The following is a 24021-nucleotide window of genomic DNA, read 5'->3' as shown; positions in this document are numbered from 1 at the left end:
GAAACAGCTTTCCTGAGCTGTATTCCAAACGTAGGCGATGGGTATCGAGTGTCAAAAATCAGTACATTGCAGCGTGTGTAGTCAAGATGGCTCAGCACGACGTTGTTGATAGATCCAGTCCACAATTTCGCCCTCGGGGGCATAGCCACTGACCGTCTCGCGTAGCAATTGGCGAACCCGGACGTAATCGTCCTTATCAACGGCATCAAGCAGTTGCGACAACCGCTGCTTAAGTTCATCCCAAGACAACATGTCTTCATTCGCACACATGATCATCGGGTGTTGCGTAGCCACTACGTTGTCACCAATCAGCAACTCTTCGTAAAGCTTTTCGCCGGGCCGCAAGCCCGTAAATTCGATCTCAATATCACCATGCAGGTTTTTTTCGGAGCGAACACTCAAGCCGGAGAGGTGGATCATCTTCTCTGCCAACTCGACAATGCGCACAGGCTCCCCCATATCGAGAACAAACACATCGCCGCCCTGCCCCATCGACCCGGCCTGAATCACTAGCTGAGCCGCCTCAGGAATAGTCATGAAGTAACGGGTGATCTTGGGATGAGTCACTGTCAGCGGCCCACCGGCCTTGATCTGTTTGTGAAACAACGGAATCACAGACCCGGAAGAACCCAGTACATTGCCAAAACGAACCATGGTGAATCGGGTTTTATTAACCCGCGACACATTGGCTGCATCATCAAACAGTACTGGCGCTACTTCGCGACTGAGAGCTTGAAGCGTCATCTCGGCCAGACGTTTAGTGCTGCCCATTACATTGGTCGGCCGCACAGCCTTGTCGGTGGAAATCAGAACGAAGTTTGCGACACCCGCCTGCAACGCGGCCTGAGCGGTATTGAGCGTGCCTATAACGTTGTTCAGCACACCTTCGGCAACATTGTGCTCAACCATGGGGACGTGCTTATAGGCTGCCGCGTGGTACACCGTGTTGACATGCCAGGTCTTCATCACATCCAGCAATTTGTGTGAATTACGCACCGAACCCAAAATCGGCAAGACCTTCACCGAAAGCGACTCGCGATTAACCCGCTGCTCCAGCTCACCAAGAATGTTGTAAAGATTAAATTCGCTATGTTCGAACAGCAGTAACGTAGTCGGTCTCAGAGCCAGGATCTGACGGCACAGTTCTGAACCAATAGACCCACCTGCCCCCGTCACCAGCACACACTGGCCTTTAATGCAGTGCTCCAGCAACTCACCTTGCGCAGGTACCGGATCACGGCCTAACAAATCGGCAATATCCACTTCCTGAATATCGTCAACCTTGACCCGGCCACTGGCCAAATCCATAAAGCCTGGAACACTGCGAACGTGGAGCGGATAACCTTCAAGCAAACCCAGGATTTCACGACGACGGCCACGGGACGAGGAAGGAATCGCCAACAGTACTTCCTGCGCGCCCGTACGACCAATCATCTGCTGAATGTGTTCGGGCTTGAATACCTGCAAGCCAGAGATGATGCGATCAGAAATATTTTCATCATCATCAATAAACGCCACAGGCCGCATGACGCGCCCCATGCGCAAGGCTGCGACCAACTGATTACCTGCGGCGCCGGCACCGTATATGGCAACGCGCGGCAAGCCATCGTCGCGACTGGTGAAGGGCACATGCTGAACGGCGGTAAACCAGTCGCCCAAAAAGTATTGACGCATGGCAAGCCGCAAACCACCGAGCATGACCAGGCTCAACCACCAGTAATTGAAAATGATCGAGCGCGGGACGACATTCGCAGGCGTGCTGTACCAGTACATCACCACGGCCAAAACCAACGAAGAAAGGCTAACGGCCTTGATAATTGCGATCAGCGCATCGTTGCCAAAATACCGCATCACTGCGCGGTACATGCCGAAACGGATGAAAAAGGGGATGGCTACTATTGGTGCTGCTACAAATAGCCAAAAGTGCTGTTTAACGAGGCCCAGCACATCGTCAATGCCCAGGCGCACCACGAACGCCAGCCACAGGGCAGCCCAGACCAGCACTACATCCGTTGCAACCTGTATCAGCCTTTTTTGCCGCCGAGGAAGTTGGAGTAACCATTGGCGAAGCATTTAAATATCCTTTTCAAATAAAGCGAGCAACGCGTTCAAAACTTAAGCGTTGCATACCAAAAACCTTAAAGAACGCATTTATCTCCATAGCAACATAAAAATGGAGTGAGAACGCGCTGATTAACTCTCGCGTTGACCGGCCTTGAAACGCAACGCCAAGAGAATCAGCGGTACATAGGCTACCAATAAACCGGTAAAGCCATCGATTTTCCCCAAAGCCACCACGACAGCAATCGGTAACAGCCAAACCACATTTATACCCGTCACTGCCCAACTGACAACTGAATGGCTACGGTATTGACGTGACGCAAACTGGTATGCATGGCTGCGATGAGCCTCGTAAACCCTGTCACCTTTGAACAATCGGACAAGCAAGGTACAGGTTGCGTCGACAATGAACACACCCAACAGAATCAACCAGCCCCAGAGCAATTCAGGGCTGACCCACGCGGCTTGTAACGACAGAAAACCCAGAGTGATGCCCAGAAAGCCACTGCCTGCGTCTCCCATAAAAATACGGGCTGGCGGGAAGTTCCAATACAGGAAACCAGCAACTGCGAAGGCCAGAGTGACAGGTCCCCATACAAAACTGGTGTACCCGCAAAGAGCGTAAAGAAGCGCACCACCAAGGCAAACAAAAATTGCCTGCATACTGGCAAGCCCGTCGATCCCATCCATAAAATTATACAAGTTCAACAACCAGACCAGATACACGCTGCCCAGCAAGTAACCCGCCCAGCCGAAATCGACAGCCATACCGAAGAAATGAATCGCCGGTAACCCATTGAGGAGGCTCATGGCGATTATCGCAGCAGTAAAATGCCCTAATAACCGCCAGCGTGCGGGAATATGACCATGATCATCGAGAAAGCCAACTACTGCCACCAGTGCACCCGGAACAACAATACCCCAGGTTACGCGCCATTCAACAAACCCCATCAAGGCCAAGATGAGCACGCCAAACAGGTATGAAAAAACAATGGCAACGCCTCCCCCCCTTGGGGTGGGAAGTACATGGGAGCTCCGAGCATTGGGAATATCAATCAAACTATTGGACAGAGCATACCGTCGCAATCCCGCAGTGCCGATCAGAGCCCCCAGCAAAACTAATGGTAAAAACCAATACAAACTCAACATGAGTGACATCCCAGGAATTCTTCGGCGGTTCTATTCAAAGCATCGTCTACTGAGACTGGAGGAGACCAACCGAGAACTGACTGAGTCTTTTGAGGGTCAACTTGTAATGAACCACACAGCCTTTGTGACAATGAGCGACGCCCGGTAATAATCGCACAGGCAATCAATAATCGAGCAGGAACGGGGATCAAACGGCTTTTCACACCTAGCGCTGCAGCCGTTTTCCTTAGCAGTTCCGTGGTCGATAGATCAACACCGTCGCTGGCCAGAAAAACTTCACCGGCCGCTTTGGGGTGGCTCAAACAAACAGTGATCAAACTGACAAGATTATCGATGGCTACCAGACTGCGCTTGTTATGAATAGCTCCAAAAGGCAGGGGAACACCTTTCTTGATCCAGCCCATCATGCTTCGAAAATTTGCCTTCACACCGGGTCCGTATACCAACGTCGGGCGTATTATGACGACTTCCATCCCCGTTTCAGCTGAAACAACTCGCAGGGCTTCTTCTGCCTCTTGTTTGGAAACACCGTACGGGTCAGAGGGAGCAGGCAAATCTTCCGCGGTGAAAGGGCGGCCGCCGTCAGTGCTCTCACCATTCACTTTTACAGAGCTGATAAATACGAAACGCCGGACCCCGGCTTCAGCGGCCTGACGCGCAAGGCGAAGAGTGCCGGCAACATTAACCTTTCGGAATTCGGCCAACGCATCCGAAGCAACCTCGTTCATGACATGAACTCGTGCGGCAGTGTGGACGACCACAGCACAATCCTTTAAACCATCACGCCAGTCGGTTGTAGAGGATAAATCCGAAATATAAAAAGTCCCTGCACTGGACTCACAGCTCTGTGCTTTTGACCGCACCACTGAAAGCGGGACATAGCGCACATCATTATCCAGGGCCTTGACCAATGCAGAGCCTACAAAACCCGTAGCTCCGGTAATCAGGACACGCAGAGCCTCAGGACTTGTTTCGATAGTCAATTAAAAAACCTCTTGTATTCTTTTATCAGCAATTCAGAACAGATGTTCGATCCAAAATCGCGAATTGCACGATCTCGAGCAGCAACACCCATTGCAGAAAGCCGTTGGGCGTCGCTCAACACTGCAAGAATTCCTGCTTTAAGCGCGGCAGAATCTTTCACGGGTACTAAAACCCCCGTTTCACCATTCACAATCGCATCGGACAACCCATAAATATCGGTACCTATCGCAGGGGTTCCCATTGCCGCCGCTTCAATAACTACAGTGCCGAATCCTTCGCGATAGCTGGGCAGGCAAAGCAAGTCCGCAAGTGCCATATACTTCTCCGGCTCGCTGGAGAAACCCACTGTTTTTATCCTGTCACGCACTTGAGCATCATTGACCTGATTGACAATACTTTCCCCTACAGACTCAAAGGGACCGACCAGAACCAGAAAAACCTCATGATTCTCCTTGACGATGGCACTGAACGCCGAGATCAGTTCGTGGACACCTTTATCAGGTGTAATTCGCCCGACAAATAACAATACTTTTCCAGTCTCTGGAATATTCAAATCAGCCCGCAGTGTCTGTAACTCATCCGCGCTGTATCGCTGTGGATCGAATCGCTCAAGGTCAATCCCCGCCAATGAACCTGCACCGATAACGGATATCTTCTCAGCCTTGATAATCCCACTGGACACCAAAAACTCTCTCTGACTCGCACTGTCTGCATAACAATGCGTGTTCAAGCGGGCAATAACTTTGTCGCAGAACTTCAAGATGGAGCGTTTAACCCCGGTTGTTGTCACCCAGGGCTGGCCCGTAAATGTGTGTAGCCTGACAGGTGTCCTTGCAACACAACCGGCTATTGCACTAAGCAGTCCGGCCTTGGGCGTTGTTGAATGGACAATATCAAATTTGCATTTTTTAAAAACACGATTCAACGCCAGCAAGCTGAAAAAATCTTTTGATAAGTTGATGGCGCGTTCAATATTAACAGGGCGGTACGTGAAACTTTTATCCAACGCTAATTTATCACTCATCTCATCAAGGCTGGTTATTACAGTCACAGCCATACCAGACGAACTCAGCGCTTCGATTTGCGCTTTCAACTGAGTCAAAACAAAAAACGGAACAGTTGAAACTCGAGCAATTTTAAGCTTATCGATCTGCACCCTCAATCTCCCTGAAGACATGTATTGGATTTTTGAGCGGAAGCATAAAAATAGAACACGAACCCAAAAATCGGCATCACTTGCAAACCTTTAAAATTAACCACTAGAAAAATACAGACGAGCGCCAAGGCAAAGGCTCTTATATTATAGCTACCGGGATAGCGATGAGAAATCATGAGCCCTACAAGCCCAAATATATTAAGGGCCATAAAAACAAAAACAGATCCCACACCAGAATAATACAGCAACCGCAAGTATCCTACATCGGTCCCCATATAATACCTTAATCCGGATACGCCAGAGTCAAAATACTGCCCCACACCCAGCACATAGACTTTCAGACTATCAGGAAGCACATACATACTTGCCAATGCGTCGACGCTGGCACTATGAAAACTGCCACGACTTAAAAAATTTCGAAAAATCTCAGTTGCTTCATAGAGTGGCCCACTGTTGACAAGCACACTCAACACACACATAACCAACATCGAAATAGCAAGATATATTTTTGACTTCACTCCTTGCTTTAACACACCCAACACCAAATACGGAATAATGGCGCTTCTGGCCACAGCCATTGATATGGGCAATATCAGCAAGAGCAGTAACATTCTAGAAAACGAATTCTGCACAATCAGTAAATAATAAAAAGTGGCAGTGACAAGCGTCAGCGCACCACCAACATGAAACAGCCCAAACCCTATAGCTCTGAGTCCAAAAATATGCTGGAACACATCCGCTGATCGTGGCGAGATAAAGCCAAGTAAAAAACTGTAAATATCAGCACTCAGCATTGAAGCGCAGATAATTAAAAGCTGGATCAACAACCATAGAAGCAATGCAGCACTTTGCTCCCTTACGACCACATACACCACATAGCCAAAAAAAACATTAAGCAAAATTTTAGCAGAAACAATAAAATGGAAAGCAAGATCCTTTATTGTCCCGTCCCCCATCAAAAATGCAACTACTCCACCTAGCAACCAACAACTAAACAGCGTTACAAAAACCAAGGAAAAAAATAAATTCTTCGCTTGAAATCGCAAGAACCCCATTAAGTAAAATGGCACAAGCAGTATCGCCATCGGTACTTCAGTCGCATAGATGCGCGGAAAACCTATTACGACGAGCAATACAAAAACTGCTACTAGCAGCGATCTGCTTTCCACGCATACTTTGGCATTCAAAAAATCGACCTTGAACCGATTTTTCTTCATTTTCATCTAATGCTTTGCTTAGGGCCAATCATTCTTCGAACCTTAAAAGTCTCTATAAATACTGATGGCCTGAAGCACTTGATATTACTAAACAAGAAGTGAACTGCACTTGCAGGCAGCATACGCACTGACTTGCACATAGCAAGCGCAGTCACTAGAAAATTGGCGTACAAATCAATCTGTAAATCTTTATTACTTTCAAAATAACCATACAAGTCTGCCAGATACAGATTGTAAGCTTTGATTTTCCCTTTTTTACTTGAAAGGTACGATGTACTTTCAAAATTGCATCGGTATTTTACATACGATTTATTCAGAAATACCCCTCTACCGCCCGTCATCAATGAGTCCATTGCAAAAAACCACTCCATCACTTCATGATCGATTTTAGCCTTGCGAGAGGACCGCCTGTATGCATACGACCCATGGACAGCAATCGTTCCCCAACGGGCTAATTCGGAACGACTAAAAAAAAGTAAGTCCTTTGCAGATGCACCTGGAAATTGCGTCTCGGATTGGTACTTATCGTCATCCGAAAAATAGATAGCCTTATGCATCACGATATTGACATCTGCATATTCCACAAACACGTCATACTGAGCCTGCAACTTTCCAGGCAACATGACATCATCGCCATCAAAGTGAAAAACCACATCACCTTTGACCATGTTATGCAGCCCATGATAGTTGGCCGCCGCGCCAACATTGACGTCTCTTAACAAAAGATTAATTCGAGGATCAGCGATACAACTGTAGGTTTGTAAAATCTCCCGAGTACCATCCGTTGAACAATCATCTGAGATGATCAATTCATAATCAAAATCCACCTCTTGAGACAATATACTATCGAGGCACTCGACAATGTAATCCTTTTGATTATAGCAGGACACGACCACACTAACTAACTGCACTTTTTCTCACCTAAATAACAATTTAAATACACCCAAAAACCCACCATGGACACCAAAAAGTAAATCATGTTCATAATAATATGAGCCATATATACGCCTTTCAATGCCATGCCCTGACTCAGGAAAAAAGTGCTCAAGCCCATAAATAACAGCCCTTGAGCCACCTCACCAAAGATATAAATCTTTAGCGAAGATCGCGCAATAACAATAAAGCCTACGACATAAGATGAGACTCTGAAAAAATCCCCTATCAATTGATATTGAATCAGTTCCTCAAGCGCGGAAAAATTACTGGACAATAACAAGGGAATAAATATCCCCCGAAACAAATAAAGCCCTGAAGCTCCAATCAGGAATACTGCCATGACAATTGCTATAAATCGGACAACCGTAGACGATATCTCTTTTTTCCCCTCCATCTTTACAATAAGGGGCATAAAGTAGACCGCCAGGAATACCGTGAAGAACCCCATGTAAGCGCTGGACAACTTGATAGAGCCTTGCCAGATTCCCGCAGCATCCAGCCCTGCACCGCTTATCAACTGTGCTCTGACTATGATTTCAACCAACGGAACACTAATTGCCCCAATACAAGCCATGAGTGTATATACAGACAATCGGCTCGCATTAGCACGTAACGAACCAAAGATCAGTGTTCTGTTAAAAAACACAGATTTTCTATAAAAATAATAGGCGGGCAATGCATACGACAGATAAAACAATACAATTGACAGCGCGGCCCCTGCAAAATGGAAATTTGAAACCAGTATCCAGGCCACCGGAAGTACCAGCAAGTTTCCGCTTACCTGGATAAGTGCATAGCTTCTAGTGTCCATCAAACCATTGGCGACACCTGTCACCAGATTTGTAAATCCAAACCCTATCTGGGCCAATGCCAACACAATAATCAGCCAGTATTTTGAAGAATCACCAAACAGGTAGAACGCTATTTTTTCAGATAAAAGACAACCCACTAGCGCAATTATAAAACTAAATACAAATGAATATATCTTCACCGAAGAGACAAATATCAGCAGTTCTTTTTTCTCATGCTTGAGTGCAGCCACATATTTTATTACACCGTTTACAACGCCGCCTCCTGCAATCAGAGAAAGAATGGTAACCACACTCATAAAGTTACCAATCTGGCCCATACCCTCAGGACCTAAATACACCGCGATCAACTTTAAAAGTAAAAAACCCCCACCTATTTTAGATAACTGTGCTGCTGTTGTAAGTACAGCACCGTAAAATATATTACGCCCGGTAACCCTAGCCACGCGCTTAATCCTTCTTGCAAGCGGTTTCGCGAATAGCGGATCGAACACAATCTATTACATGCTGGACTTCTTCTGTCGTCATACCGAACCAAACGGGCAGCCTAATCAATCTCTCACTGTCTCTCGTAGTGTACATGTCAACACCATTGAAGCGCCCCAGTTCTTTGCCCGCAGGCGACGAGTGCAAGGGAACATAATGAAAGACCGCACCAACTTTTGCGTCACGCAGATATTCAAGGACAGCGCTGCGCACTTTTATGTCAGGTAATTTCAAATAAAACATATGTGCATTGCCGACACAGGACTCCGGAACGAATGGAAGCTCAATAAAATCTGGAGCTAGATCTTTCAAACCGTCAAAATAAGTGTTCCAGATGTCATTTCTCGCCGTATTAATAACATCCACGCGCTCCAGCTGGCCGTATAGATAGGCGGCTTGAAGTTCACTCGGCAAATAGCTGCTACCTATATCTACCCACGTATATTTATCGATCATACCTCTGAAGAATTGACTTCTGTTGGTTCCTTTCTCCCTAATAACCTCTGCACGATTGACAAACTGTGCATCATTGATTATCAAGAGGCCACCTTCTCCCCCACTGGTATAGTTTTTGGTTTCATGAAAACTATATGCTGCCATATGCCCAATAGAGCCCAAGGGTCTACCTTTGTATGTAGAAAGCATACCTTGCGCAGCATCTTCAATGACAAATATATTTCTTCTTTTTGACACTTCCATTATCTTGTCCATCTCACAGGAGATACCTGCATAATGAACTACAACAATAGCGACCGTTTTCTCTGTAATGGCAGCCTCAACGAGCGCCTCATCCAAATTCATGGTATCCGGACGAACATCCACAAAAACAATCTTTGCCCCCCTTAAAACAAATGCATTAGCCGTGCTTACAAATGTAAAACTCGGCATTATGACTTCATCACCTTCCTTTATATTCAGCAATATCGCAGCCATTTCCAAAGCCTGCGTACAAGAAGGTGTCAACAGTGTTTTAGGGCATGCAAGATAATTCTCGAACCAGGCTTGGCACTTAAGTGTGAATTCACCATCACCTGACATTTTAGGACTGCGCATGGCAGCCATAACGTACTTATCTTCATTGCCAGTATAAGGAGGCTTGTTGAATGGAATCATGATTTTAACTTATCCCGGAATTTTGCTTCTAATGCTGGGGTATCATTCTTGCCCCTGACTCGCTCAGTGGCCCCCTGCATATTTATAAGGATCTGGATGCGCCTACCCTTCGCCACACTCATCCTGCCCAAGGTGCACATGTACGGGAGCCCCTCAGTTACTTTAAGGACTGCACCGTACCGAAAGCCAGCTATTCATTATTTAGAATCAGCAACAACATCAGACTTGATGAGTATTAATATATTGTAACTCTAGCTCAAGAAGGTCCTTCTTTCTTTCTTTAATTCTTCTTGCCGGGTTACCTAAATAGATCCCCCACTCCGCAGTATCTTTATTAACTACGGTCATAGCACCAACCGAACATCCGTCAGCCACCTTGACACCAGGAAACACCATCGAACCAGCACCGATAATGACGTGCTTCCCTATATAAACTGCAGATTTTTTTTCTTTTTTGTACTCAGCTGGTACTGTCGGGTTTGTGAGGGTGCCGCCAGAGTAGTCATCAGACTGACTAAACACCTTTACCCCATACGCAAGGCCGGAAAAATCTTCCAGTGTAATACCTAACTCACCACCTGCCACCAAGCAGAAGGGTGCTATGTGTACATTTTTCCCAATCTTGATTTTGCCAGAAATTACACAAAAATCATCTATTCGGGAATTATCCCCAATCTCAATATCATTTAAATTATAGAGACTTGCCTTATCACTGACCTTAACGTTTGACCCGACCTTTTTAAACCCTAAACACTGGAGTTCTTCTGAAGAGTAATATGCCAAAGGAACCTCAACTTTTTAATAAGTACTGACTGCACAGACTTAAAAGAACAAAGCAATTGGTACATGCCAAGTTTCAAGCCCAGCTCACATCACTGCAATCTCAAACTTAACACTTTATCGCACCCCGGACGAGCAGGCTGCATCACGATAAATCAGCACGAGACAGCAAAGGTGCAGACCGATCCTTTTCATTAATAAAATAACTCTCTAACTCCGGCCACTCAATACCGATACAATCATCTTGCCAACAAATACTTCTTTCACTGACTTTACTGTAGAAATTTGTTGTTTTATAACTAAATAAAGTTCCAGCTTCCAACGCAAGAAATCCATGCGCAAACCCCGCAGGAATCCACAACATTTTTTTATTTGTAGCGTTTAACTCAATACCCAACCATTTGCCAAATGTAGGAGAGCCAGTTCTGAGATCCACCGCAACATCAAAAGCTGCACCCTGACTCACACTGACAAGCTTGCCTTGCGCGAAAGGCTCCAGTTGATAGTGCAACCCCCGGAGTACCCCTTTTTTTGAACACGACTGGTTATCTTGTACAAAGGGCTTCGGAATGGGCTGTCCAAGGCTCTGTAATCCCTCCTCAAATCGCTTTTGATTAAAGCTTTCCATGAACCAGCCACGTTCATCTTCATAAACGTCCGGCTCAATGATTACGACACCTGGAAGTTGAGCTTCAGTAAATTTCATGGTCCGACTCGCTCAGTCGACAACAGCTTGGCAAGGTATTGCCCATACCCTGTTTTCTTCAACTTTTCAGCCTGCTCTCCCAAGGTCTCAGGTGAAATCCAGCCGCTGTTAAAAGCTATTTCTTCCAGGCAAGCCACTTTCAAGCCTTGGCGCTGCTCGATGGTATGCACAAAATGACTGGCTTCCAGCAAGGACTCATGGGTGCCTGTGTCCAGCCAGGCAAAACCGCGGCCCAACATTTCAACAGTTAGAGTCTTTTGCTCAAGATAGGCTCGATTGACATCGGTGATTTCAAGTTCTCCTCGATCGGATGGCTTGATATTTTTTGCAATTTCAACCACCTGATTGTCATAGAAATACAAACCGGTCACTGCATAGTTGGATTTTGGCTTTGCGGGTTTTTCTTCAATACTCAACGCGCGCCCACTGCCATCGAACTCAACCACACCAAAACGCTCAGGGTCTGAGACGTGATAACCAAAAACAGTGGCACCTATCTCTTGAGACATGGCTGAGCGCAAGTTGTCCGAGAAGTGTTGACCATAAAAGATGTTGTCGCCAAGGATCAGGCAGACCGGGTCTTTGCCAATGAACTCTTCGCCAATGATAAAGGCTTGCGCCAGTCCATCGGGGCTAGGCTGTTCAGCGTAGCTCAACTCAATGCCGTACTGGCTGCCGTCACCCAGCAGTTTTTTGAAGCAAGGCAAGTCTTCTGGCGTTGAGATAATCAAAATTTCGCGCATCCCCGCCAGCATCAATACTGACAGCGGGTAGAAGATCATGGGCTTGTCGTAGATTGGCAGCATCTGCTTGGATACGCCCAGCGTGAGGGGATGCAAGCGTGTTCCCGAACCGCCAGCGAGGATGATGCCTTTACGTTTGAAGGGGGTCATGTTTCAAGCACTTCCTTAACTATTGGGGTGCATCACCCACAACGTCGGCCGGTGATGGCTGAATTCTATTTTAATCAGACACGCTACCGCCCCAGGATTCATCGTCAATTTCCTGAGAACGCGGTTTGCTTTTGTCGCTCTGGCCGTGACCAGAGTTTTACTTAACGATTGGTGATACTCGCCAAAGGCAAACTGATCTCTTGCTGGCGATTCATTAAATTGATAAGCAGAATGACTCTTTCTTCGCCGTCCATGGTCATGAAAATGGACTCAATACCTGCGAAGCCTTGATCAAGGATGGTGACTTTTTCGCCTGGCTTAAACGCAGTGATGATGTGGGTGTCAGCACGAGCCTGGAGTTGCGCTACCAGTTCATGACTGACTGCCAGTGGACGCCCCCCAAAGGCCACAACCCTTGCTACGCCACGAGTTGAGCGCAAGGGAGCCCAATTGGCACCTTGTGGCATGTGTATAAACAGATAGCCCGGAAACAGGGATTCCTGTACATGCTGCATCTGGCCGCGCAGCAGTCGCTCGCGTCGACACGCTGGCCGTGCGCACTCATAACCCTGACGCAGGAGGTTTTCCTCTGCACGCTCGTCCTGTCTTGGCTTGCATTGCACCAAGTACCAGTCACCGGACTTCGATGCGCCTGGTTCCTGGGTGTCTGAGCCGCTTGTTATGTGCATGGGTAGTTCATTTATAGGTTCGTCCGTGTTTTGCCATCGCGCTACGCATGCGCCAATGGCAGCAATTGGGTTCGATCGTAGCTGCTATATAGAGTCGCAGCGGGGCTATTAGTCCGCAGGTATTAGTACCTCGACAGATCTATTGTGTGCTTGATACAGCCCCAGTAGCTTTTTCGCTAATACTCGTTTCGCCTCTATATCGCCATGCACCAAACATATTTGTTCAGGCCAGTGCGCCATACCCGAAACGAAGTTGAGCAAGTCCTGTTGATCAGCATGGGCCGAATAACCGCCCAAAGTGCTAACGCCAGCGCGAATGATACAGCGCTCCCCCTCCATTTCAACAAAACCGCCTTGCGGACCGTACTTTTGTATTGCCGCGCCCGGCGTTCCTCGGGCCTGATAACCGGTAAAAAGCACATTATGCCTTCGGTCACCCAGCAGGGCCTTGAGGTAGTTGACTATGCGACCACTGGCGCACATCCCACCGGCGGCAATTACAATCGCAGGACGGCCTGTACTGGCGAGATAACGTACCGTTTGCATGTGTTGCACATGACTGTCTATGGTGATCATCTGCTTGAAGTGCAGTGGCTTGCGCCCACCTTGAAGGCGACTTTGCGCTGGAGCATCCCAGTAGTCATCCAGTTCACGATAGACACCGGTGAGTCTGCCGGCCAAGGGAGAGTCCAGGATAATCGGCAACTGCGGCCAGTTAACCGGCAACACCTGATCCTTGACGGACAGACCAGGTGGAGGACCCGCAAGCGCCTTGCGATGAAGAATGTCTTCGATTTCGTAGAGCAATTCCTGGGTTCTACCAATGCTGAAGGCTGGAATCAGCAGCGTGCCGTGATCCGCCAGTGCTTTATCAATGGCGTGCTCAAGCCGTGCCTGACGGGTCGTGCGATCTTCATGCACACGATCACCATAGGTGCTTTCAAGGATCAGTACATCGGCACGCTCAGGAGAAACAGGGGCTGGCAACAAGGGCGTATGTGGAGCGCCCAGATCCCCCGAGAAAACGATTCGGCGGTTCAAGCCCTTTTGCGGGTAGTCAAGATCGCACTCCACATATGCGCTACCCAGTATGTGCCCTGCCCTTTGCAAGCGGACGCGTGCATGCAGCGTTTCGGTTTGCTCAATACGAAACCAATGATCAAACGGTAGCGCAATCAGCTGCCGCTTTAAACGCTGCAAGTAGAGTTCGATATGTTTCTTCTCGCGGCTTAACTCAAGCTTGAATGCATCCTCCAGCACCAACGGCAATAACTTTGCAGTCGGCTCACTGCATAAGATCGGCCCTTTAAAGCCAGCAGCAAGCAAATAGGGAATACGGCCAACATGATCCGCATGGGAATGAGTGACGAGCAGAGCTTTAATGCCGCCAAGCGAAAAGTTGATTTCAGGATGCAGGGCGCCAATGGTGCCTTTAGCCGTCAGCTCACTGCCCTGAAACAGTCCACAATCGATTAAAAGGCTGCTATGGGCATTCATCTGTAATTGATGGCATGAACCAGTGACGCCGCTCACGGCGCCATGGTGAATGATGCGGGGATAAGACATCGCCAACTCTCGCTACAGCTCCGTGAGGAAGCTATTAGCCCATAACTCTGGACAGGACAGCACCCCATCATTCGTCAAATTGGCGCCGATTACTTTGCAAGGTTTTTCCGCACTATCTCAGAGCTATCACCCTGTGCGACCCCAACCGCGACACATGGCCAAATACAATCAGAACTACAGCACCGTAATCGCAATATATTTCGGCGTGAACATGAGCGTTACTGCTTGGTAAGCGGGCATGTCTTATAAAGAAGCACAGAAATCTACTTACACAGGCACCTGTTGATTCCAGCCATTAGACGTTACATCAATGCACACCCGAAAAAGCACTAAATAACGGGCAAAGCAAATTGCCAGCTATATGCCATCACGGTAAAAAATCCAAGCTTTCAACTTGTGGGAATTACCCTGAATCACAAGTAAATTTTGATAGCGTACTTTGATTTATCTAGAACACGCATCGCAATCTGGCTGCGCTCTCGTATGGACAGAGGAGGCCTTTCAAATAAACCCAAGAAAGGCCGCCTATCTTAAGACTCGGCCAGCAACTTACGCTTGAGCCTGGCTGCTTTGCGCCTGTAGGCCACAAAACCCATGACAGGTCCAATCGCCATGCCAACCAATAAAGCAGCTATGAGAAACAACGATTCCGGCAGTTCGGGGGAGCGCCAGCCCAAAAATATCAATGCGGTGGGCTGCTGGTTTTCGAGGATAAAAATCACGATCCCGAAAATGACGATCAGAGCAAACACCACTAACACTGCACGTTTGATGCTATGCATCGGCAACTCCTGTTCCCTGAAGGATTAAATGTCGTCTTCCTCATCTTCATTCACTCGGTCCCGCAGCTCTTTGCCCGGTTTGAAATGAGGAACGAATTTTCCATCAAGACTGACCGACTGGCCTGTCTTGGGATTGCGACCTACCCGAGGGGCACGGTAATGCAGCGAGAAACTGCCAAAACCACGGATTTCGATTCGATCTCCGGTCGCCAGACATTGAGACATTTGTTCAAGCATAGTCTTGATGGCCAACTCTACATCCTTGGATGAAAGTAGCCCTTGATGGGTGACAATTCGTTCGATCAACTCCGACTTCGTCATATTTTTCCCTTCTTTTTCAAGCAGCTAGATCAGCGCTCCAAAGGTTTTAGCATGATCGAAAGAATTTGAACAGCCCAGGGATTGACTTATATTTACGAGTCTCCCTACCAGGCAATACACCGCAGAGACGTGATGATAATCACGATCAGCAGGCAGCAGGCATCCACGAGCTCGCTCAGAGATAATGAGCGCTCTGGCGCAGGCTTGGTATCTCGCAACATGAAGCACAAGCAAGCGCGCAACACAGGCGCTTTGCCGCCCCACTCAAATTGCAGGCACAAAAAAGGGCGACCGAAGTCGCCCTTTTTCTATGGTCAATCAGAACTTAGTTCTGTTTTTCCATTTGTGCACGCAGCAGGTCGCCCAAAGTGGTCGGACCAGCAGCGATCTCAGAGGTAGCTGGCTTGTCGCGCAGGCTCTGGATTGCTTCTTTCTCGTCTTCAACGTCTTTCGACTTGATGGACAATTGGATTACGCGGCTTTTACGATCAACGCTGATGATCTTGGCTTCTACTTCTTCGCCTTCTTTCAGAACGTTACGTGCATCTTCGATGCGGTCACGGCTGATTTCGGACGCTTTCAGAGTAGCTTCGATATCGTTGGCCAGAGTGATGATGGCGCCTTTAGCGTCAACTTCTTTCACGATGCCCTTAACGATTGCGCCTTTGTCGTTCTCTTGTACGTACTCGGAGAACGGATCGCTTTCCAGCTGCTTGATACCCAGGGAGATGCGCTCACGCTCTGGATCAACAGACAGGATAACGGTGTCAAGCTCGTCGCCCTTCTTGAAACGACGTACGGCTTCTTCGCCAACTTCGTTCCAGGAAATGTCGGACAGGTGAACCAGGCCGTCGATGCCGCCGTCCAGACCAATGAAGATACCGAAATCGGTGATCGACTTGATGGTGCCGGAGATTTTATCGCCCTTGTTGAACTGGCCAGAGAAATCTTCCCATGGGTTAGATTTGCACTGCTTGATGCCCAGGGAGATACGACGACGCTCTTCGTCGATGTCCAGAACCATAACTTCCACTTCGTCGCCGACTTGTACGACTTTCGAAGGGTGGATGTTTTTGTTGGTCCAGTCCATTTCGGAAACGTGTACCAAACCTTCAACGCCTTCTTCCAGCTCAGCGAAGCAGCCGTAGTCGGTCAGGTTGGTTACACGAGCGGTAACGCGAGTGCTTTCTGGGTAACGGGCTTTGATAGCAACCCATGGATCTTCGCCCAGTTGCTTGAGGCCCAGGGAAACACGATTGCGTTCGCGATCGTACTTCAGAACCTTGACATCGATCTCGTCGCCAACGTTGACGATTTCGGAAGGATGCTTGATACGCTTCCAAGCCATGTCGGTAATGTGCAGCAGGCCATCGACGCCACCCAGATCGACGAATGCGCCGTAATCGGTGAGGTTTTTGACGATACCTTTGACTTGCTGGCCTTCTTGCAGGGATTCCAGCAGAGCTTCACGCTCAGCCGAGTTCTCTGCTTCAAGAACGCTGCGACGCGAAACAACAACGTTGTTGCGCTTCTGGTCAAGTTTGATGACCTTGAATTCCAGCTCTTTGCCTTCCAGGTGCGTGGTGTCGCGCACTGGACGAACGTCAACCAGAGAACCTGGCAGGAACGCACGGATGCCGTTAACGTCGACAGTGAAGCCGCCTTTAACCTTACCGTTGATAACGCCCTTGACCACTTCTTCTGCTGCGAAGGCTGCTTCCAGAACGATCCAGCATTCAGCGCGCTTGGCTTTTTCACGGGACAGTTTGGTTTCGCCAAAGCCGTCTTCGACCGCGTCCAGCGCAACGTGAACTTCATCACCGATGTTGATGTTCAGTTCGCCAGCGTCGTTGTGGAACTGCTCCAGCGGGATGAGGCCTTCAGACTTCAAACCAGCGTGAACGGTAACCCAACCAGCTTGGTAATCGATATCAACGATGATCGCGGTGATGATCGAGCCAGCCTGAAGATTCAGGGTTTTTAGGCTTTCTTCAAAGAGTTCTGCAAAGCTTTCGCTCATTTTAATTCCTGTTAATCAAGGGCGAAGGAATACGCCCATCTGCCACATTCCAGACAATGTGGGTTACGTTCATATAAAAGAAGGCATGCAGGACTATTTCTGGTCTCCTGCACGCTTTCTTGGTCATCCAGCAATATCGCGAAGCGCGATTTCACTCATGATGCGTTCAAGCACCTGGTCGATGGACAACTCCGTAGAGTCCAGCTGTATGGCATCAGCCGCCGGTTTGAGCGGGGCTATTGCACGCTGCGTGTCACGTTCATCACGGGCACGAATCTCATCTAGCAGACCCGAGAGACTAACATCATCGCCCTTGGCCTTCAACTGCAAGTAACGGCGGCGGGCCCTTTCCTCGGCGCTAGCCGTCAGAAATACCTTCAACGGAGCCTCAGGAAATACCACCGTGCCCATATCACGACCGTCCGCAACCAGGCCCGGCGACTCCTGAAATGCACGCTGACGCTGCAGCAAAGCATCACGAACAGCTGGCAAAGCCGCGACTTTCGAGGCTCCGGCAGCCACACCCTCACTGCGGATGGCGTGAGTCACTTCGTCGCCTTCCAGAATAATGCGCGCAGACTTGCCATCCGTCGCCCCGATGAACTGCACATCAAGATGCGCAGCCAATTTTGCCAGCAAGGCTTCGTTATCCAGAGCAACACCATGGTTAACCGCCGCGAAAGCCAGCAAACGGTACAAAGCACCGGAGTCCAGCAAATTCCATCCCAGACTCTTGGCCAGGATGCCCGCAACGGTGCCTTTCCCGGAACCGCTAGGACCATCGATGGTAATAACCGGCGCTGAAATCATCACGAGTTAACCTCTTGAGCAACGCGCATGCCCACTTGCTTGCACAATGCCAGGAAGTTCGGAAACGATGTCGCTACGTTGGCGCAATCGTGAATACGGATCGGAGCAGTTGCCCGCAACGAAGCCACACTGAAAGCCATCGCAATACGGTGGTCGCCGTGCCCATGGACTTCACCGCCACCAATCGTGCCGCCATCAATGATGATGCCATCCGGTGTCGGCTCGCACTTGACGCCAAGTGCCAACAAGCCGTCAGCCATCACCTGAATCCGGTCAGACTCCTTCACACGCAGCTCTTCTGCACCACGCAGGATCGTACGACCCTCAGCCACAGCTGCCGCCACGAACAGTACCGGGAACTCGTCAATTGCCAATGGCACCAGCTCTTCGGGAATCTCGATACCCTTGAGTTTGGCAGCCCGCACACGCAAGTCAGCCACCGGCTCGCCGCCCACTTCGCGCTGGTTCTCAAGGGTGATATCCGCCCCCATCAAACGCAAAATATCGATAACGCCAGTACGGGTCGGGTTGATACCCACATGCTCAAGCAGCAGATCCGAACCTTCAGCGATCGAAGCCGCGACCAGGAAGAACGCCGACGAAGAAATATCGCCCGGCACTTCAATATGAGTCGCAGTCAACTTGTGACCCGACTCAACCGAAGCTGTAGGCCCCTCAACTGTAACCGGGTAGCCAAAGCCTTGCAGCATGCGCTCGGTGTGATCGCGGGTCGGTGCAGGCTCGGTGACCGAGGTCTTGCCTTGTGCATACAAGCCCGCCAGCAACAGACAGGACTTAACCTGAGCACTGGCCATCGGCAAGGTGTAGCTCATGCCTTTAAGCGTGTGACCACCGCGAATGGTCATCGGCGGGCGACCTTCAGCAGCGGTTTCAATCACAGCACCCATTTCGCGTAGCGGATTGGCCACACGATTCATCGGGCGCTTGGTCAGGGAAGCGTCGCCGGTCAACGTGGTATCGAAGCTCTGCGCGGCCAGCAGGCCAGACAACAGACGCATCGAAGTACCCGAGTTACCCAGGTAAATAGGACCCGGCGGCGCCTTCAAACCATGCAAACCAACACCATGAATGGTCACGCGACCATGATGCGGGCCTTCAATCACAACGCCCATATCACGGAATGCTTGCAAGGTTGCCAGAGCGTCTTCGCCCTCAAGGAAACCTTCCACCTCGGTCGTGCCTTCGGCCAATGACCCCAGCATGATCGAACGGTGAGAAATGGATTTGTCGCCTGGTACGCGAATTCGGCCAGTTACTTGACCACCAGGATTTGCCAAAAAAATCAGATCGTTGGAATTCATAGTGTCCACATATGCCCGGCGGGCCAGGATTTTACTGAAATGCTCGCGGGCAACCCGGGCGCGCGTAAAGACGCCCAGCAATTGATGCCCATCCCCTGCATCGACCGCGTCGCGCAAAGCGTCGAGATCGCTGCGAAATGTATCCAATGTGCGCAGCACCGCCTCACGATTCGCAAGAAAAATGTCATGCCACATTACCGGGTCGCTGCCAGCGATTCTTGTGAAATCACGGAAGCCACCCGCAGCGTAACGGAAGATATCCAGATTCTCGTTGCGCTTGGCAAGAGAGTCCACCAACCCGAAAGCCAGCAGATGAGGCAAATGGCTGGTTGCAGCCAACACCTCGTCATGGCGTTCGACCTGCATGTGCTCGACGTCTGCGCCCAGGGCGCGCCACATCGCATCAACCAGGGCCAACGCGTCGGCATCAGTTTCAGCCACCGGGGTCAAAATGACCTTGTGCCGTTCGAACAAACTGGCATTCGATGCCTCGACACCGCTTTGCTCAGATCCGGCAATGGGATGCCCCGGCACAAAGCGCGCGGGCATACCACCAAAGGCCTGCGCCGCAGCACGCACGACATTGCCTTTGGCGCTACCCACATCCGTCAACACTGCCGAGCCAAGAGCCATGCCCGCCAGAAGGCCGAGCATTTTCTCCATGGCCAGAATCGGCACTGCCAACTGAATCAAATCAGCGCCTTCACAGGCCACTGCCAGATCGGCTTCGCAGCGATCAACCACACCCAATTCCACAGCCAAAGCACAGGAATCGGGATCAAGGTCAACACCTACCACTTCCGCACACAGACCGCTTTGGCGCATCCCCTTGGCGAAAGAGCCGCCAATCAGGCCCAGCCCGACAACGACCAAACGACCGATAACCGGTTTTACAGAGTGCACAGACATCACATCAACCACGAGCAAGAACCTTGGTCAGCGCCTCAAGCAGGCGAGTATTTTCCGCCGGCAAACCAATAGTGATACGCAGATGGTTCGGCATCCCGTAGTTGGCCACCGGACGCACGATTACGCCTTCACGCAACAACCCCTGATAGACCGGAGCCGCCACTTGACCGAGGTCCAGCGCAATAAAGTTGCCCTTGGACGCAATCCAGCCCAGGCCCAACTCTCGAAAGCCGTCCTGCAACTGCTGCATCCCGACTTCATTAAGGCGCCGGCTTTGAGCCAGGTAATCCGTATCTTTCAGCGCCGCACAAGCAGCAGCCAAGGCCAGGCTGTTGACGTTGAATGGCTGGCGAACACGATTCAACACATCCGCAACCACTGCCGTCGACAGGCCGTAACCCACGCGCAAGGCCGCTAAGCCGTAGGCCTTGGAGAACGTGCGCGAAACCAGCAGATTAGGATAAGCCGACAGGAACTCCAGCCCATCGGGCAGCTCACCGCCCTCGGCATACTCGATATAGGCTTCATCCAGCACGACCAGCACGTGCTCCGGAACATCCTGCAAGAACTCGTTCAGCGCATCGACGCCAAACCAGGTCCCGGTAGGATTGTTCGGGTTAGCAATGAAAACCACACGAGTATTGCTGTCGATGGCCTCAAGCATGGCAGGCAGGTCATGCCCCCAGTCCTTGGCCGGTACTACCCGCGCCTGCGCGCCCACAGCCTGGGTGACAATCGGATAAACCGCAAACGCATGCTCACTGAACACGGCATTCAGGCCTGGCGCCAGATAGGCACGCGCCACCAGTTCCAGAATGTCGTTAGAACCGTTACCCAACGTCACCTGATCCAGCTGCACAGCGCACTGTTCAGCCAACAGACTTTTAAGCGCGAAACCATTGCCGTCCGGATAGCGCGTCAGCTCAGCCAGCTCGGCACGAATGGCTTCCAGCGCCTTGGGGCTCGCACCCAAAGGGTTTTCGTTGCTGGCCAGCTTCACGATCATGGCCGGATCCAGATCCAGCTCGCGCGCCAGTTCGTCCACAGGCTTGCCCGGGACGTAAGGCGAAAGTTGTTGCACGCCCGGCTGCGCCAGGGCGAGGAAGTCACCGCTCATGTTTTATCGCCTCAGAGAACCGCTTTCGGGTATGAGCCCAATACTTTAAGTGCTACGGCTTCTTGACTGATTTGCTCCAGGACACTTTTGACCAACGGGTCGCGGTGATGGCCAGCAAAGTCGATGAAAAACACATAGGTCCATTTACCGCTACGCGAGGGACGCGTCTCGATGCGCGTCAGATCGATCCCGTTTTCATGGAACGGCACCAGCAACTCATGCAATGCACCAGGACGGTTGCTCATGGAAACAATGATCGAAGTCTTGTCATCACCGGTCGGCGGCACTTCCTGGCTGCCAATCATCAAGAACCGCGTGGAGTTGTCCGGACGGTCTTCAATTTTTTCGGCCAGTCGGGTCAAACCGTACAAGCCTGCAGCCATATCACCGGCAATGGCGGCTGAGTTCCACTCACCCTTGACCCGCTTGGCGGCCTCGGCATTGCTCGATACGGCAATACGCTCGACGTTCGGGTAATGCGCATCCAGCCACTTGCGGCACTGGGCCAGCGACTGCGCGTGGGAGTAGATACGGCTGATACTGTCAGTCTTGGTGTTTTCACCCACCAGCAGGTGATGGTGGATACGCAGCTCAACTTCGCCACAGATCACCATGTCATGCTCGAGGAAGCTGTCGAGCGTATGGTTGACCGCGCCTTCGGTGGAGTTCTCCACTGGCACCACACCAAAATTCACCGCACCCGCTGCAACTTCACGGAACACTTCGTCAATCGCAGCCATTGGCTTGCTGATGACGGCGTGACCGAAGTGCTTCATGGCAGCCGCTTGGGTGAAGGTGCCTTCCGGGCCGAGGTAAGCCACTTTCAGCGGCTGCTCCAGCGCCAGGCAGGAAGACATGATTTCGCGGAACAACCGCGCCATCTCTTCGTTCCCCAACGGGCCTTTATTGCGCTCCATAACGCGCTTGAGCACCTGAGCCTCACGCTCAGGCCGGTAAAAAACCGGCACTTCGCCTTCAGCCAGCGAAGCCATTTTGACTCGCGCCACTTCCTGGGCGCAGCGCGCCCGCTCACTGATCAGCTCCAGGACCTTTTCGTCCAGACTGTCGATACGCAGACGCAGCGCCTTGAGCTCTTGTTCGGACATTAGCCGTGTTCCTTTTCGAACTCTGCCATGTAAGCCACCAGCGCGTTGACCGCATTGATGTCTACCGCGTTATAGATCGAAGCCCGCATGCCGCCCACCGAGCGATGCCCTTTGAGGTTCAGCAGCCCACGCGCTTCGGCTCCTGCCAGGAATGGCTTGTCGAGACGATCGTCCGCCAGACGGAACGGTACGTTCATCCAGGAGCGGTCAGAGATGTTGATCGGGTTGCTGTACAGGCCACTGGCGTCAATAAAGTCGTACAAGGTACGTTTCTTGACTTCATTGAGCTTACCAATAGCCTCAACGCCACCCTGCTCTTTCAGCCACTCGAACACCAGGCCAGACAAATACCAGGCCAGCGTCGGCGGCGTGTTGTACATCGAGCCATTATCGGCCGCGACTTTGTAATCCAGCATGGTCGGGCAAATCGAACGTGCCCGGCCCAGCAGGTCTTCACGAATGATGTTGACCACGATACCGCTCGGACCGATGTTTTTCTGGGCGCCGGCGTAGATCATGCCGAAGCGGGAAACATCAACCGGACGCGACAGAATGTCCGAGGACATGTCAGCGATCAGCGGCACATCGCCAGTTTGCGGAATCCAGTCGAACTCCAGGCCACCGATGGTTTCATTTGGCGCGTAATGAACGTAGGCCGCATCTTTCGACAGGTTCCACTCATTCTGACCAGGAATTGCAAAGTAATCGTAGGGCTTGGCGGTAGCTGCCACGTTGATGTGACCGAAACGCGAACCTTCTTCAATAGCCTTCTGCGACCAGATACCGGTATCGATGTAATCCGCCTTGCCATTTTCAGGCAGCAGATTCAGCGGGATCTGAGCAAATTGCTGGCTTGCGCCGCCTTGCAGAAACAGGACTTTGTAGTTCGAGGGAATAGACAGCAGGTCACGCAAATCCTGCTCAGCCTTGGTCGCTATGGACACGAACTCATCGCTGCGATGGCTCATCTCCATGACCGAGAGGCCCTTGCCATGCCAGTCGAGCAACTCGGACTGGGCACGCAACAGGACAGCTTCAGGTAGCGCAGCAGGACCTGCGCAGAAGTTATAGGCTCGTTTGCTCACTTCC

Annotated in this window: 21 protein-coding genes; all 21 read right to left on the bottom strand. The window is 50.5% G+C overall.

The window, feature by feature from the left end:
* Positions 1–81: 81 nt before the first annotated feature.
* On the bottom strand, positions 82–2073 hold the full coding sequence (locus tag U5A05_RS08470; protein WP_261741685.1) for a polysaccharide biosynthesis protein: 1992 nt from the start codon (positions 2071–2073) through the stop codon (positions 82–84).
* 120 nt (positions 2074–2193) lie between these two features.
* Positions 2194–3210 (bottom strand): MraY family glycosyltransferase, encoded by a 1017-nt coding sequence (locus U5A05_RS08465; protein ID WP_321836106.1) that lies wholly within the window; start codon positions 3208–3210, stop codon positions 2194–2196.
* Complete coding sequence (locus U5A05_RS08460; RefSeq protein ID WP_321836105.1) at positions 3204–4193, bottom strand: UDP-glucose 4-epimerase family protein; 990 nt, start codon at positions 4191–4193, stop codon at positions 3204–3206. Before U5A05_RS08460 ends, U5A05_RS08465 begins: the two co-directional genes overlap by 7 nt.
* Complete coding sequence (locus U5A05_RS08455) at positions 4190–5350, bottom strand: glycosyltransferase family 4 protein (RefSeq protein WP_321836104.1); 1161 nt, start codon at positions 5348–5350, stop codon at positions 4190–4192. The genes U5A05_RS08460 and U5A05_RS08455 overlap by 4 nt, the downstream gene beginning before the upstream one ends.
* Before the next feature lie 2 nt (positions 5351–5352).
* Entirely contained in the window at positions 5353–6573 is a 1221-nt protein-coding gene (locus U5A05_RS08450) for a hypothetical protein (protein WP_321836103.1), read from the bottom strand.
* On the bottom strand, positions 6570–7457 hold the full coding sequence (locus U5A05_RS08445; protein WP_321836495.1) for a glycosyltransferase: 888 nt from the start codon (positions 7455–7457) through the stop codon (positions 6570–6572). Before U5A05_RS08445 ends, U5A05_RS08450 begins: the two co-directional genes overlap by 4 nt.
* 11 nt (positions 7458–7468) lie before the next feature.
* Positions 7469–8758, bottom strand: a complete 1290-nt coding sequence (locus U5A05_RS08440) for an O-antigen translocase (RefSeq protein WP_321836102.1) — start codon at positions 8756–8758, stop codon at positions 7469–7471.
* A gap of 4 nt (positions 8759–8762) precedes the next feature.
* Complete coding sequence (gene rffA, locus U5A05_RS08435; protein WP_321836101.1) at positions 8763–9911, bottom strand: dTDP-4-amino-4,6-dideoxygalactose transaminase; 1149 nt, start codon at positions 9909–9911, stop codon at positions 8763–8765.
* 219 nt (positions 9912–10130) lie between these two features.
* The gene (locus U5A05_RS08430) at positions 10131–10694 is read right to left on the bottom strand and encodes an acyltransferase (RefSeq protein WP_321836100.1); all 564 of its coding nucleotides are present in this window, start codon (positions 10692–10694) and stop codon (positions 10131–10133) included.
* A 142-nt stretch (positions 10695–10836) separates the two neighbouring features.
* Positions 10837–11397, bottom strand: a complete 561-nt coding sequence (gene rfbC, locus U5A05_RS08425; RefSeq protein ID WP_321836099.1) for a dTDP-4-dehydrorhamnose 3,5-epimerase — start codon at positions 11395–11397, stop codon at positions 10837–10839.
* On the bottom strand, positions 11394–12290 hold the full coding sequence (gene rfbA / locus U5A05_RS08420) for a glucose-1-phosphate thymidylyltransferase RfbA (RefSeq protein ID WP_321836098.1): 897 nt from the start codon (positions 12288–12290) through the stop codon (positions 11394–11396). The genes rfbC and rfbA overlap by 4 nt, the downstream gene beginning before the upstream one ends.
* 161 nt (positions 12291–12451) lie before the next feature.
* Positions 12452–12979, bottom strand: a complete 528-nt coding sequence (gene rfaH, locus U5A05_RS08415) for a transcription/translation regulatory transformer protein RfaH (RefSeq protein ID WP_321836097.1) — start codon at positions 12977–12979, stop codon at positions 12452–12454.
* Between the two features lie 108 nt (positions 12980–13087).
* Positions 13088–14545 carry an MBL fold metallo-hydrolase gene (locus U5A05_RS08410; protein ID WP_261741673.1) on the bottom strand — a complete coding sequence of 486 codons (1458 nt, stop codon included), beginning with the start codon at positions 14543–14545 and terminating at the stop codon, positions 13088–13090.
* A 530-nt stretch (positions 14546–15075) separates the two neighbouring features.
* Positions 15076–15327: a LapA family protein gene (locus U5A05_RS08405; RefSeq protein WP_261741672.1), complete on the bottom strand. Its 252-nt coding sequence runs from the start codon at positions 15325–15327 to the stop codon at positions 15076–15078.
* A 24-nt stretch (positions 15328–15351) separates the two neighbouring features.
* Positions 15352–15648, bottom strand: a complete 297-nt coding sequence (ihfB, locus tag U5A05_RS08400; RefSeq protein WP_003447108.1) for an integration host factor subunit beta — start codon at positions 15646–15648, stop codon at positions 15352–15354.
* 325 nt (positions 15649–15973) lie between these two features.
* Positions 15974–17668: a 30S ribosomal protein S1 gene (gene rpsA / locus U5A05_RS08395; protein WP_019826775.1), complete on the bottom strand. Its 1695-nt coding sequence runs from the start codon at positions 17666–17668 to the stop codon at positions 15974–15976.
* 123 nt (positions 17669–17791) lie between these two features.
* The gene (gene cmk / locus U5A05_RS08390) at positions 17792–18478 is read right to left on the bottom strand and encodes a (d)CMP kinase (protein WP_395247222.1); all 687 of its coding nucleotides are present in this window, start codon (positions 18476–18478) and stop codon (positions 17792–17794) included.
* Positions 18478–20709: a bifunctional prephenate dehydrogenase/3-phosphoshikimate 1-carboxyvinyltransferase gene (locus U5A05_RS08385; protein ID WP_261741670.1), complete on the bottom strand. Its 2232-nt coding sequence runs from the start codon at positions 20707–20709 to the stop codon at positions 18478–18480. The genes cmk and U5A05_RS08385 overlap by 1 nt, the downstream gene beginning before the upstream one ends.
* A 4-nt stretch (positions 20710–20713) precedes the next feature.
* Positions 20714–21826, bottom strand: a complete 1113-nt coding sequence (hisC, locus tag U5A05_RS08380) for a histidinol-phosphate transaminase (protein ID WP_261741669.1) — start codon at positions 21824–21826, stop codon at positions 20714–20716.
* An 11-nt stretch (positions 21827–21837) separates the two neighbouring features.
* Complete coding sequence (gene pheA, locus U5A05_RS08375; protein ID WP_016780245.1) at positions 21838–22932, bottom strand: prephenate dehydratase; 1095 nt, start codon at positions 22930–22932, stop codon at positions 21838–21840.
* A complete protein-coding gene (gene serC / locus U5A05_RS08370) occupies positions 22932–24017 on the bottom strand; it encodes a 3-phosphoserine/phosphohydroxythreonine transaminase (protein WP_261741668.1) in 1086 nt (361 codons plus the stop codon). Before serC ends, pheA begins: the two co-directional genes overlap by 1 nt.
* Between the last annotated feature and the right edge of the window lie 4 nt (positions 24018–24021).

Origin of the sequence: Pseudomonas kulmbachensis, assembly GCF_963681935.1 — a bacterium.
GTDB classification, from domain to species: Bacteria; Pseudomonadota; Gammaproteobacteria; order Pseudomonadales; family Pseudomonadaceae; genus Aquipseudomonas; species Aquipseudomonas kulmbachensis.
This window is presented reverse-complemented; position numbering and strand designations above follow the sequence as displayed.